The 12,324-nt window shown below is 71.4% G+C and carries 10 protein-coding genes; 2 read left to right on the plus strand and 8 right to left on the minus strand.

From position 1 onward, the window contains the following. The 7 genes from ACIBHX_RS07105 to ACIBHX_RS07135 are packed head-to-tail and all read right to left on the minus strand — an operon-like array spanning window position 1 to window position 7,728. Complete coding sequence (locus tag ACIBHX_RS07105) at window positions 1–1,116, minus strand: GNAT family N-acetyltransferase (protein ID WP_397065084.1); 1,116 nt, start codon at window positions 1,114–1,116, stop codon at window positions 1–3. Continuing rightward, a complete protein-coding gene (locus tag ACIBHX_RS07110; RefSeq protein ID WP_397065086.1) occupies window positions 1,113–1,730 on the minus strand; it encodes a Wzz/FepE/Etk N-terminal domain-containing protein in 618 nt (205 codons plus the stop codon). Before ACIBHX_RS07110 ends, ACIBHX_RS07105 begins: the two co-directional genes overlap by 4 nt. Then, window positions 1,730–2,842 (minus strand): glycosyltransferase, encoded by a 1,113-nt coding sequence (locus tag ACIBHX_RS07115; protein ID WP_397065088.1) that lies wholly within the window; start codon window positions 2,840–2,842, stop codon window positions 1,730–1,732. Before ACIBHX_RS07115 ends, ACIBHX_RS07110 begins: the two co-directional genes overlap by 1 nt. Then, window positions 2,839–3,537 carry a polysaccharide deacetylase family protein gene (locus ACIBHX_RS07120; RefSeq protein WP_397065089.1) on the minus strand — a complete coding sequence of 233 codons (699 nt, stop codon included), beginning with the start codon at window positions 3,535–3,537 and terminating at the stop codon, window positions 2,839–2,841. Before ACIBHX_RS07120 ends, ACIBHX_RS07115 begins: the two co-directional genes overlap by 4 nt. Beyond that, the gene (locus ACIBHX_RS07125) at window positions 3,534–5,060 is read right to left on the minus strand and encodes a lipid II flippase MurJ (RefSeq protein WP_397065091.1); all 1,527 of its coding nucleotides are present in this window, start codon (window positions 5,058–5,060) and stop codon (window positions 3,534–3,536) included. Before ACIBHX_RS07125 ends, ACIBHX_RS07120 begins: the two co-directional genes overlap by 4 nt. Continuing rightward, entirely contained in the window at window positions 5,057–6,397 is a 1,341-nt protein-coding gene (locus ACIBHX_RS07130) for an O-antigen ligase family protein (protein WP_397065093.1), read from the minus strand. Before ACIBHX_RS07130 ends, ACIBHX_RS07125 begins: the two co-directional genes overlap by 4 nt. Then, window positions 6,397–7,728, minus strand: coding sequence for a sugar transferase (locus ACIBHX_RS07135; protein ID WP_397065095.1), 1,332 nt, complete (start codon window positions 7,726–7,728; stop codon window positions 6,397–6,399). Before ACIBHX_RS07135 ends, ACIBHX_RS07130 begins: the two co-directional genes overlap by 1 nt. Window positions 7,729–8,435: 707 nt before the next feature. On the opposite strand from ACIBHX_RS07135, the gene ACIBHX_RS07140 reads away from it, so the two are divergent. Both ACIBHX_RS07140 and ACIBHX_RS07145 read left to right on the plus strand, forming a co-directional pair. Next, complete coding sequence (locus tag ACIBHX_RS07140) at window positions 8,436–9,302, plus strand: hypothetical protein (protein WP_397065096.1); 867 nt, start codon at window positions 8,436–8,438, stop codon at window positions 9,300–9,302. A 177-nt stretch (window positions 9,303–9,479) separates the two neighbouring features. Further along, window positions 9,480–10,451 carry a hypothetical protein gene (locus ACIBHX_RS07145; protein ID WP_397065098.1) on the plus strand — a complete coding sequence of 324 codons (972 nt, stop codon included), beginning with the start codon at window positions 9,480–9,482 and terminating at the stop codon, window positions 10,449–10,451. On the opposite strand, the gene ACIBHX_RS07150 is transcribed toward ACIBHX_RS07145, so the two are convergent. After that, a complete protein-coding gene (locus ACIBHX_RS07150; protein WP_397065100.1) occupies window positions 10,448–12,232 on the minus strand; it encodes a flavin-containing monooxygenase in 1,785 nt (594 codons plus the stop codon). The genes ACIBHX_RS07145 and ACIBHX_RS07150 overlap by 4 nt on opposite strands. Window positions 12,233–12,324: the final 92 nt, after the last annotated feature.

The raw sequence follows: 12,324 nt of genomic DNA on the forward strand, positions 1-12,324 counted from the left end.
TCAGAGACGGAAACGGACCGCTTCCGCGAGGTTCGGGAAGCGGTGCTTTGCCATCGCCGCGGCGCCGACGCGGCCGCTGGCGGCCGCCGCGTAGAGCGCGGCCCGCCGGTTGTGGCCGAGGATCAGCCGGTGGTTGTCCACGACCACGGCTCCCCACTTCGCCTTGTGCGGCTCGGCGCCGCGCAGCATGCTCAGCGTGGCCAGCCCGCGCTCTGTCGTCTCCCGCAGGCAGTGCCCCAGCACCAGGGCGAACACGTCGATGCTGGTGCGCAGCCGCGGGTCGGCCCCGTAGAGGTAGCCGCCGGCGAAGTCCTTGCCGATGAGCGAGAAGTTGGAGGCGACCAGTTCCCCGCCCACGCGGAACTCGGTGAGCGCCGCGTGACCGGCCGGGATCAGGTTCTTCGCGGCGTGGACGAGGTGGCGGCGGAACTGCGGCCGGAGATGGTCCTTGTTGATGCCGCGCCCCGACCACTGCAGGCAGTGCAGCCGCAGCAGCTCGTGGATCGCGGCCGGCACGCCGTCGGCCGTGACCGGGGTCGCCGTGACGTTCAGGGCCTCGATCTTGCGCAGGGAGCGGCGCAGCTTGCCCGCCGTCCGCCCGCCGATGCGCGCCACGTGCTCCTCCAGCGGCATGGCCGCCATGGACAGGCAGGACGAGGCGGGCACGTGCCAGATCCGTCCCGCCCACGACTCGCCCAGGAGATCGGCGGCGGAGCCCGGCCGTACCTCTGGCAGGTCGATCGCGTCCCAGCCGGGCAGGCGCGCCAGGCTGTCGGCGACCACGTCCAGGACCTGCTCGCCCGCGCCCTCGTCCAGCAGGATGTCGGTGTAGTCGGAGTGCGTCGTCGCGATCGGCACGAGGACCCGGTATCCCCAGCGCCGCCTCCGCATCAGCGGCAGCGCGGCGACGAGCCGGTCGGCCCGCCGTACCAGGAGCGCCGACAGGTCGCCTGCCCGGCCGTACTGCCGCCACCAGGACCCCAGCCAGGCGTGGGACTGGAACGGCGTGGCGGTGGCGCACCTGGCGTACAGGTCGTCCCAGTCCCGCTGGAGCCGTGGCCATTCGTCCGGGTCGGTGACCACGGCGGCCTGCAGGCTCGGGGTGGACGTCCTCATGCCTGGACTTTCTGCTTGGGCGCGCTCTCGTCGGGGTACTCGCGGGTGGCCCCGCACCGGCACCGGGTACGGCGGGCGGGCAGGACGGGCGAGACGAGGTAGCCCAGCCCGCCGAGCAGCACGCCCGCCGCGCAGCCGACGGCCAGGTTGACCGCCAGGCTCGAGGACGAGGGCTCGGTGGGCGGCGAGGCGGTCGACAGGCTCGCCAGGCGGACGCCGGTGTCGCCCTTGTGGTCGTTGGCGTAGGTGATGAGCGCCTCGGCGACCTCGTTCGCCTGGGCGGCGGCGGGGCCGGGCTGCGGGCCGGTGGCCGACAGGAGGATCACCGGGGCGTCCGGGGACGAGGCGACGCGGATCGCCCGCTGGAGGCGGCTGAGGTTCTGCGTGCCGACGATCGCGGGCTGCGTGACGATCCTGGCGTAGGCCTGCGCGAAGTTCGTGGCCTGGTCGATGTTGACCTTGTCGTCGGCTACGGCGACGACGTACGCCTCGGCTGTGTAGACAGGCTGCCTCAGCGCCGAGAAGAGCAGCCCGGCGAGCACGCCGAGCAGGACCGCACTTACCTGAAGCCACCATCGCCTCGCCAGGACGGCGGCTCTCCTCGCGTACTTCATCACTGCTCCCTCTTCGTGCGGGACGTGTGCTGGTGGACTCGGGTGTACAGCGCCTCGATCCGGGCCACGTGGTGCTTGATGTCGTAATGCCGAACAGCTGCCGGAACCGAGAACCTGGTTGGTGCGGCGTTGATCAGCGCTTGAACGGCCCGCCGGAAGTCGTGCGGCGTCGACGGCACCCGCCGCGCGGCGGGCGGATCGAGCCCGGCGGGCAGCTCGTCCAGCGCCGGGCACACGCCGTAGACGACGGGCAGCCCGGCGGCCAGCGCCTCGAGCACGGCCAGCCCGAACGTCTCCTCCTGGGACGGCGCGGCGAAGACGTCCATGGCGGACAGCAGCGCCGGGATGTCGTTCGACTCTCCGACGAAGATCACCCGGTGCCCGGCGCCTGCCCTGCGGGCGAGCTCGGCCAGGCCGTCGCGGGCCGGGCCGTCGCCCACCAGGAGCAGGACGGCCTCGGGCAGGCCCGCCACGGCCTCGACGAGGACCTCGAACCGCTTGCCCGGATCCAGCCTGCCCACTCCCCCGACCACGACCGCGTCCTCGGGGATGCGCAGCCGCCCGCGCGTCTCCTTCCTGGCCACCGGGTCGAAGTCGAAGGCCAGGTGGTCGAGGCCGTTCGGGATGATCTCGATGCGCCTGGCGGGCACGCCCCACGATCGCAGGCGGCGGGCGGCCGCGGACGACACCGCGACGGTGACGTGGCCAAGCCGCTCGCCGCCGCGGGCCAGCAGCCGGATCGGCTGGGTGATGGTGCGCCCCTCGATGTGGCGCTCGCCGATGGAGTGCTCCGTCGCCACGATGGCCGGCACCCCGGCCAGGCGCGCGGCCAGGCGACCGTACAGGCCCGCCCTGAACAGGTGCGTGTGGACCACGTCGTAGCCGCCCGTGCGCACCAGGCGCGCCAGCGACCCCAGCGCGCGCACGTCGCGGTTGCCGCGCATGCCCAGCTCGTGGACCCGGATTCCGGCGGCCCTGATCTCCTGCGCCACCACCCCGGGGTTGGTGAGCACCGCCACCTCGGTGGGCTGGCCGCGGCGGGCCACCAGATCGCGCAGCTGCCGTTCCGCTCCTCCCGAGGCCAGGCCGGTGATCACGTGCAGCACCTTCATCTGCCGCGCCCCCAGGCCCACAGGTGGCGGGCGTGCTTGGCACGTAGGCGCAGCGGACCGTCCTTCTCGCCGACGTAGGTCCTGGGCATGGCGTAGGCGTCGGCGCGCGGCGGGCTGATGGCGCACGCGTAGCCGTACCCGGCGCCTCTGACCAGCTCCATCGCCCGCGCGTCGAGGTGCCCGTAGGGGTAGGCGAACCCGGTCACCTCCCGGTCGAGCAGCTCCTCCAGCGCGACCCTGCTGGCCTTGAGCTCGAGATCGACCTGGTCGGTCGGCGCGCCCGCGAGGGACAGGTGGGTCATGGTGTGGGAGCCGACCTCCATCCCCTGGCCGGCGATCCACCGCAGCTCCGCGGCGGTCATCAGCGCCTTGCGCGGCCCCTCTGGGTCCCACGCGTTGGTCATCCCGACGCGGTCCGCCACGACGAACACGGTCGCGGTGAACCCGTGACCCATCAGCGCCGGCAACGCGTGGACCACGAAGTCCGCGTAGCCGTCGTCGAAGGTCAGCCCGACCAGCCCACGTGCCCGTCGCGCCGCCTGCGCCTCCCGCAGCTCGCGCACCGACACCCCGCGCAGCCCCCGCCGAGCCAACCAGGCCAGCTGTACGGCCAGCCGCCGCGGAGACACCGTGATCTGGTACGGGTCGTCGGCCACGTCGCCGACGGAGTGGTACATCAGCACCCACGAGGTCATCGGATACCACCCTTCTGCCGGAGCGCGACCGTGAGATCGTGCCTGCCGCCGGTGATGACGACCGCGACGGCGAACGCCGCGATCACGGTGAGGGCCCCACAGCTCACGGTGAGGACCAGGGGAAGGCGGGCCAGCCAGGGCTGCGCCAGGAAGGCGATCCCGGCCGCGGCGGCGGCCGCCAGCGTCAGCCGCCCGAGTGCCAGTGTCACGGGCCGTTTGGGGAGCACGAGCAGCGGCGGCCCGAGCCGGACCAGCAGCAGCACCGCGCCGAGGGTGATGCCGGCCGCGTTGGCCAGCGCGATCCCCCCGGTCCCGAGCGGCTCGGCCAGCACGGGCGCCAGGGCGCCGGTCACGACCAGGCCGGCGCCCATGGCCACCGCCGGGTACCAGGAGGGCTGCTCGGCACAGAAGTACACCCGGCACAGGACCCCGACGACGACCTGGCCGAGCAGCCCCGGCACGTACAGCCGCATGGTCCAGGCCGTCGCCTCGGTGTCGGTCGCGGTGAACGAGCCGTGCTCGAGCAGCAGCCGCGCCACGTCGGGGGCGAAGACGGCCAGGAACACCGCCGAGACCAGCACCAGGCTGCCGGCCACGACGAGGTCGGCGACCACGTGCCGCTGGGCGGCCTGGTGGTCCCGCGCCGCGATGGCGCGCGCCAGCGCGGGGAAGGACACGGTGGCGATGATGAGCGAGACCACCATCGGCACCTGTGCGATCTTCTGGGCGTAGTTGAGGTAGGAGATCGCCCCCGCGGGCAGCGACGATCCGACGAACCGCTCGATGAACACCTGGGCCTGGCGCAGCAGCGTGAACGAGGCCATCGGGAGGAAGGCGCCGAGCGAGATGGCCGTGGCCGCCGCCGGCCGCATGGGCGCGCCGATGTACCGCAGTACCGCCGGCGCCTGGACCAGCACCATGAGGACGCCACCTGCCGCCACGCCCCAGGCGACCGCGGTGATCCCCAGGCTGTCGCGGCCCAGCGCGATGAACGTGATGATCGTGGCGTTGTAGGCCAGGTAGATCGCCGCGGGCGGGCCGAACACCTGCCGGGTGCGCAGCGCCGCGCCCAGGTAGCCGGCCAGCCCGAAGGCGGCCACGGTGATGGAGGTGATCTGGGTGCACCGGGTGGCCAGCGAGTGATCGGCCATCCCCGGCGCCAGCAGCGCGACGATCAGCGGCGCCCCGAGCACGGTGACCACGGTCAGCAGCAGGAACGCCGCCGCGGCCCGCGGCAGCGCGCTCCAGACGATCTCGCGGATCGTCCTGCCCTCCTCCAGCCTGCGGCTGAAGGCCGGGATCAGCAGGTACGCCAGGGCGCCCTCGATGAGCAGCGGCGCCGCCGTCTCGGGGACGGTCCAGGCCACCATGAACGCGTCGGTCCCAGCACTTGCCCCGAACATGCCCGCGACCAGCAGGTCCCTGCCGAACCCGAACAGCGATCCGAGCGCCGTCAGGATCATCGTCAGGCTCGCGGCCCGCATCAGTCGCTGGTTGCCGGCCTTGACCGGTGCTGCGGTCATCGAATCCGGTCCTCGCCCCCGGAGATCGCCCAGGACAGGACCGCGCCCAGCATGACCGACATGACCACGGTGGGAGTCCCGCCGATGTCGGCGTAGAGGAAGTCGGTCAGCTGCCAGCCCAGGAAGCCGGCCGCGACCAGGCCCGCCGTACGGCCGGCCGGGGTGGGACCGGCGCGCAGCGCGCGGATCGACCACACGATGAGCGCCGCGCACAGCAGGCAGAAGGCCGTGAGGCCGAGCAGTCCCTGCTCGCTCAGCACGAGCAGGTACATGTTGTGCGGGGAGCGCAGCTCCTCGCGGTGGAAGCCGTTGACGGGGTCGTCGGTGTCGCTGCTGGCCGACACCTGCAGCGGCGCGTAGCGGTCGCGGTGCAGGACGAACCCCCGGGGTCCGACGCCGAGCAGCGGGTGGTCGCTCCACATGCCGGTGGCCGCCTGCCACAGGCCGTACCGGTCGGTGACGGACTGGTCGGGCTGCGTCGCGGCGGCGGTGATCGACGACAGGCGCGCGGTGAGGGTGTCGGAGCTCGGGCCGGTGCCCGCGAGCAGCACGACGGCGCACCCGCCGACGACGGCCGCGCGCAGGAACGCCCGCCTGCCGGTGAGCGCAACCATGAGCACCGCGGCCACCGCGCACGCCAGCCAGGTGCCGCGGCTCAGCGAGAACACCAGCGCGGGCAGCAGGACGGCCAGAACCCCGAGGGCGGCCGCGCGACTCCTGCCGCGGGTGGTCAGGGCCGCCGCGCCCGCGATGATCGCTCCGTAGCTGACGACGGTGGCCATGCCCATCACGTCGAGCGCGCCGAACGTGCCGACGGCGCGGATGCGTTCGCCCGCGTAGGAGGCCCCGCTGCCGGACAGCGTCTGCCACCACCCGACGACCGCCTGCACGAGCGCCGCCGCGGCCAGAGAGCCGAGCACGAGCCCGCGGTCGAGCTCGTCGCGGATGGCCAGCACCACGGCGAGCGGGACCAGGACGAAGACCTCCAGGTACCGCACCAGGCCCGGCAGGCCCGCCACGATGTCGGCCGAGGCGAGGGTCGCGGCGCACACCGCGAGCGCGAGCGGGGCGAGCACCAGGACGCGCGGGGAGATACGCCGGTGGTGGAGGAGGACGCCGAGTCCCGCTACCGATATCAGGCCCACGGCGGCCAGATCGGCGAAGGTGATCTGGAAGGCCGCGCCGCCGTCCGTGCGCTGCTGCGGGACGCAGCTGACCACGGCGGTGAGCGCCGCCAGCAGGCTGGGGCGCAGCAGGCGCCGCACCCGGGGCGGGCGGACGTCCGCCACCAGGGGGTCGGAGGGCAGGCGGGAGGCTGGGACGGTGACGGGCCCCACTACGCGCCCTTCAGCCGCAGGACGCAGGCGATCGTCCTGACGATGATCTTGAGGTCGAGACCGATGGACCACGCGTCGATGTAGTGGTTGTCGAAGCGCGCCCGGTCCTCGATGGAGGTGTCGCCGCGCAGGCCGTGGACCTGCGCCCAGCCGGTGATCCCGACCGGCAGCCGGTGCCTGCGGTCGTAGTGCGCGACGCTCTGCGAGAACTGGTGCACGAAGAAGGGGCGTTCCGGGCGCGGTCCCACGATGCTCATGTGGCCCTGCACGACGTTCCACAGCTGCGGCAACTCATCCAGCGAGGTCTTGCGCAGGAACGCGCCCACCGGCCCGGTGAAGCGGCTGCGGCCGACCTTCCACTGCGTCGCGGCGTCGTGCGCGGTGGTCGCGGTCAGCGTCCGGATCTTGAGGATCTCGAAGCCGCCGCCGTCCTGGCCGATCCGCCGCTGGCGGAACAGCACACCGGGCCCGCCTTCCAGGCGAGCGGCCAGCAGGCACAGCACCAGCACGGGCGAGGCGAGCGTCAGCGCCGACAGCGCGACCACCACGTCGAGCATTCGCTTGAGCCCCCAGTACGGCCGGCGCTGCGCGGGCGGCGTCAGCGGCAGCAGCGGGAAGCCCCGGATGTGCCGGTCCACCGGGACGAAGTCCAGGATGGGGTCCTCGGGGACGGGCGCGTAGAGGACCCGGCATCCGGTGCCGGCGATCCGCTGCAGCCACGCGCGGGAGGCGGGCAGCCGGCCGGCGAGGATGACCAGATCGGCCTGCGACCGCCGGACGGCCCGCGCGCACGCCCCGGCCGAGTCGCCTGCGAAGCCGACGGGCACGATGCGGTACTCGGGGTGGTCGAACAGCGCCCGTGCCAGCCGCCTTCCGTGCTCGCCCTCACCTGCGATGACGGCCCTGCGCTTGCCCCCGCGGGCGACGGCTCGCACCAGGCTCGCCAGCAGGGATGCCAGCACCGCGTAGGTGGCGCCGGCGGCCAGCCACGTGTCACCGTCGACCGGCCGCCCCATCACGGTGGCCTCGATCGCCAGGCTGATCAGCCCGACGCACAGATGCCTGGACGCGGCGGTCCAGATCGGCAGTCCCGGGCGCCCGGCCCCCGAGACGGCGTACACGACAACGGCGATCAGTGTGGCGACGGCGACGTCGGTGACGGGCGTGCCCCAGACGGCCGTCGCCGCGGCGAGGCAGGCGGACACTCCCAGGAGGCGCAGCGAGGTGGCCGCGAGCCGGTGGAGGGCACCGACTGGACGGGCGGACGCGACCGGAGTATCGGCGTCCAGCCCACCAACGGCCGGATCACTCGTTCCAACCGATGCGGTCATCTTGCCTCCAGTCGTTTGACAGCCTGATGAGGCGGGTCTCGGGAAATGGGCGATCGCCCGGGGTGCGGATGCCTTTCGGGGGGCGCTCGATTTCCATTCCCGAGCAGCACCAAGATCGCCTCGATGTTACGCAGTCGAATGCCCACGAAGCCGCACCCAGGTGCCGAGCCACGTTCAGATGAAGGCAAATTTTTCGCAGCCGATCCGCTCGCAAATGATCGTCACCGAGGTTTCACCGGCGCCTTGCATGGATTTCCATGCTTTGCGATCCGGGAAAGAGCCGCATACCTCCCCAGAGCGAGAAGTCAGACAAGTCGCTCGACAGGCCCGATGTAGAGCCATAGGCGGTTCATCCGGATAGCGCCGGATGTCGCGCGCCGGATGCCGAGGATTATCGGCCGATGACCGGATCCAGGGTGAACGCCGGACTGGCGGCCGTCACCTGGGAAATTTCCGTCTTGGTCCTTATTTCGATTCCGCTGCCATTATTGAACTGCCTGACCTTAATCATTTTCAAAACCAGCGCCCTTGGAGTTTCACGGGACGGGATCAGCACTCCCGGCCGGTGATACAAAAGCCTCAGTAGCTCGGTCGTGACCCGTGCCAGGTGTGGTGCCCACAAGCGTGCGTCGCGGCTTTCGGAAGTCGTCGGTTCGCAGCGCGACACTCAATTCGACGGCTGCGATCGATCCGCCGGAAAGGCAATCATGAAGCGTCTTATCAAATCGTCCGCCATCGCCGCCGTATCACTGGGGCTGGCCGCCGCAATAGCGGGTCCCGCGCTGGCACAGCCGGGCCCCATAGGCTCGACGGATTCACTCAGCATGTTGCTCGGCACCTCCCGGGCCGGCGGCGCGCTGCTCGGCCAGGGCCAGAGCCCGCTGATGTCGCTGATCACACCCGTCAACCAGATCGCCCAGAGCAAGGACCCGGTGGACGGGACCATGCTGACCCTCGACAAGGCCGCGCGCTCGGTGGACGGCACCGCTCAGCTCCTGCCGCAGGGCGACCTGCGCAACGGCCTCCCGGTTTCCGATGTCTCCAATGTGGCGGGCATCCGGACGGTGAGCGGCACGCCGATCATGGGGGCCGCCATGTCCCCCTTCACGCTCTCCCTGCTCGACGGGCCCCAGGTCGTGGGCGTCGCGCAGAACGGGAAGCCCGTGCCCGGCACGTTCAGCGCGATCTCCGGCCGGGCCGGCAGAGTCGTGCACGCCCCCGCGATGCGGCCGGTGACCACGTACACCGTGCGCCAGGTCACCGAGCGCCTGGCCATCACCGCCGACCAGGCGGACACCGTGACCCGGACGTTGGGGGGCGCGGCCCGCACGGTCTCGTCGCGAGACACGCTGGGAGGCCCGGCGGAGGGCGTCAAGTCGGCGCTGCCGGACACTCTGTCGACGGAGCTCGTGCCCGTGCTCGGCGCGCCCCTGGAGCGGCATCCGATGCGCGCCCGTGGGGTCCCCGGCGCCTCGATGCTCGCCCTCGACGAGATCGCCCCGCTCGTCGAGGGCACCGTCACCATGGCGACCGGCTCCACCACCGGGCTGACCAAACTGACCGCCATCCGCTGACGCCCGCTGGACGCGATCCCGGCTCCCGAGGTGCTGGTGCCGCCCCACGGGGCGCCGGCCGCGTCCACCCATGAGACCCGCGCCTGGACCGATCGCGTCCAGGCGCTTTTTTCGTGCCGCAAATATCCGCAAATGCCGCTTTAATATTGGCGGACGATTGTGGGTACAAGTCGCCCCATGATGCGTTCTTCCGGGGGGACAAAGAGAGTCATCCACATATTCACCGCCGCAGTCCTCGCTTTTCCCACGGCAGCCGGTACGGCAGAGCCCAGGCTGCCCGTCGACCTGACCTCTCACGAAACCGCCCAGTACAACGTCGACCACACACCCGGCGGCCTCACTCTGTCGGGAACCGCCTCATCCCAGGGCTTCTACGTCAGCCCGCCGACGGCGACGCCGTTTCCCGTCATGGGAATCCGCACCGCGACGTCGGCCACCAGACCGGCTGGAACGGGAATCGTGGTGGAACTGCGCGGGCAGTCGGTATCCGGCGGCTGGACGGAATGGCGCACGGCCACCGCCGACTCCTCCGTGATCCAGCTACCGGAATACGCCCGGTCGGTCCAGGCGAGAATCACCTTTTCCGGTAAGGAGCACCTCGGCAAACCGGCGGTCGTGTCGCTGTATATTTCCCCGCTGGGAAGCCACGACCCGCGCCCGGAACGGCAGGCGAACCTCAAACCGTTCTCGAGCCGCGTTTACGCCACCCGTATCGGGCTGGTCGGCGAGCGCACGGCCAACGGTCACGTGATACGGCGCAGGGACCGGTTCGCGTCGCTGCCTTCCCGGCGGGGATTGAACTCCGACGACACAACAAACGACTACGTCGTCGAAATCTGTTATTCGCGGACAAATCGCTGCGCGCGTGCCCCCGTGTGGGACGTCGGACCGTGGAACCTCCGCGACGACTACTGGAACCCGCCCGCCTCCCGCGAGATGTGGCAGGACCTGCCGCAGGGCAAGCCCCAGGCCCAGGCCGCCTACGCCGACGGCTACAACCAGGGCAAGGACGAACGCTCGCGCAAGGTGCTGAACCCGGCCGGCATCGACCTGGCCAACGGCCTGTTCTGGGACGACCTCGGCATGACCGGCAACGACTGGGTCACGGTCACCTACCTGTGGACCGGGTCGGCGGCGGACGACTCCTAGCGGAACTCGAGCCCGTCGAAGTCCCCGGACGACCGCCACCCGTCGATGTAGGCGAAGTAGGCCATCGCGCCCTCCGGATAGCCCACGTTGACCCACGCGCGCAGCCCGGCGTCCTGGCCCTCGTTGTTGTAGTAGCCGGGCGTGCACTCCTGCGAGCCGAGCAGCCCGCCCCGGTTGCTGAGCAGCAGGTCCATCCACGCCTCCTGGGCCTGCTCGGTGACCTCGACCTCGCGGTGGCCCCGCGCCAGGGCGTGCTCGACGATCACGGCGATCGTCCTGCCTGCCTCGGTCAGGTTGTGCGGGATGTTGGAGATCAGGTTCGCGCCCTGGGTGGGCTGGACGAAGAAGGCGTTGGGGAAGCCGCGGGCGTGGATGCCGTGCAGGGTGCGCATGCCCTCGGCCCAGTCCGCGGAGAGCCGCACGCCGTCGCGCCCGATCAGGTCGTGGCCCGACCGCCGGGTGTAGTCCGTACCCACCTCGAAGCCGGAGGCGTAGATGAGGCAGTCGAGCTCGTACCGCACGCCGGCCACCACGACCCCGGTCTCGGTGATCCGCTCGACACCCTTGCCGTCGGTGTCCACCAGGTGCGCCGCGGGCAGGTTGTAGGCCTGCAGGTACTCGTCGTGGAAGCACGGCCGCTTGCACAGCTGCCGGTACCAGGCCTTCAGCCGCCGCGCGGTCTCCGGGTCCTCGACGACGGCGTCGACGCGGGCGCGGATCTCCTCCATCTTCTCGAAGTCGGAGTCCTCGAAGGCCTCCAGCATCCTGGCGATGGTCCGCTCCTGCGGCGCCAGCGTGCCGATCCGCTCACGGACGCGGCGGGAGATGTCGGTCCAGCCGTCCATCACCAGGTCCTCGGTGGCCGCGCCGCCGGCCTGGTTGGCGGTGAAGTTCTCCAGCCACCGCCGCTGCCAGCCCGGCGTGGCGATCCGGGCGAACCACTCCGGGTCGGTCGGCCGGTTGTCGCGCACGTCGACCGAGGACGGGGTGCGCTGGAAGACGTACAGCTCCTCGCACGCCCGCGCCAGATGAGGCACACACTGTACGGCTGTCGCCCCCGTGCCGATGACGCCCACCCGCTTGCCGGCGAGCCGGTCGAGCGGCGCCCCCGAGGGGTCTCCCCCGGTGTAGGCGTAGTCCCAGCGGCTGGTGTGGAAGGAGTGGCCGCGGAAGGTCTCGATGCCCGGGATCCCCGGCAGCTTGGGCACGTGCAGCGGGCCGATGCCCATGGCGACGAACTGGGCGGTGAAGGCGTCGCCGCGGTCGGTGCGCACGATCCAGAGGGAGCGGCTCTCATCCCACTCCAGGCTCTGGACCTCGGTGTGGAACAGGGCGTTGTCGTACAGGCCGTACTGCTTGCCGATGCGCTGGCAGTGCTCGAGGATCTCCGGGCCGTGCGCGTACTTCTCGCTCGGCATGTGGCCGGTCTCCTCCAGCAGCGGCATGTACACGAACGAGGCGGTGTCGCACTGCGCGCCGGGGTAGCGGTTCCAGTACCAGGTGCCGCCGAAGTCGCCGCCCTTCTCGACGATGCGCACGTCGTGGACGCCCGCCTCCTTCAGCCGCGCCCCGGTCAGCAGGCCCGCGAAGCCGCCGCCGACGAAGGCGACCGTCACGTGGTCGGTCTTGGGCTCCCGCTCGGCCCTGGGCGTGTGGGGATCGTCCAGGTAGTGGGCCAGCTGTCCGGTCAGGCGCAGGTACTGGTCGTTGCCGTCGGGACGGAGGCGCTTCGCGCGCTCCTCGGCGTACCTGCGTCGGAGGGCGTCCTTGTCGAGGGCCATAAATTCAGAATGGCATTCGAGAATATTGTTCGGCAATATCTGGGTACGGGCGAGCGATGATCGGGCCGTCCCACCCTCCGGTTCTGCCCGAT

The organism is Nonomuraea sp. NPDC050536, from assembly GCF_044457685.1.
Lineage (GTDB): Bacteria > Actinomycetota > Actinomycetes > Streptosporangiales > Streptosporangiaceae > Nonomuraea.

Excerpts from the sequence above, each read along its gene's own strand:
- ACIBHX_RS07105 (WP_397065084.1), bottom strand. The coding sequence starts at position 1,116 with ATGAGGACGTCCACCCCGAGCCTGCAGGCCGCCGTGGTCACCGACCCG.
- ACIBHX_RS07110 (WP_397065086.1), bottom strand. The coding sequence starts at position 1,730 with ATGAAGTACGCGAGGAGAGCCGCCGTCCTGGCGAGGCGATGGTGGCTT.
- ACIBHX_RS07115 (WP_397065088.1), bottom strand. The coding sequence starts at position 2,842 with ATGAAGGTGCTGCACGTGATCACCGGCCTGGCCTCGGGAGGAGCGGAA.
- ACIBHX_RS07120 (WP_397065089.1), bottom strand. The coding sequence starts at position 3,537 with ATGACCTCGTGGGTGCTGATGTACCACTCCGTCGGCGACGTGGCCGAC.
- ACIBHX_RS07125 (WP_397065091.1), bottom strand. The coding sequence starts at position 5,060 with ATGACCGCAGCACCGGTCAAGGCCGGCAACCAGCGACTGATGCGGGCC.
- ACIBHX_RS07135 (WP_397065095.1), bottom strand. The coding sequence starts at position 7,728 with ATGACCGCATCGGTTGGAACGAGTGATCCGGCCGTTGGTGGGCTGGAC.
- ACIBHX_RS07140 (WP_397065096.1), top strand. The coding sequence starts at position 8,436 with ATGAAGCGTCTTATCAAATCGTCCGCCATCGCCGCCGTATCACTGGGG.
- ACIBHX_RS07145 (WP_397065098.1), top strand. The coding sequence starts at position 9,480 with ATGATGCGTTCTTCCGGGGGGACAAAGAGAGTCATCCACATATTCACC.
- ACIBHX_RS07150 (WP_397065100.1), bottom strand. The coding sequence starts at position 12,232 with ATGGCCCTCGACAAGGACGCCCTCCGACGCAGGTACGCCGAGGAGCGC.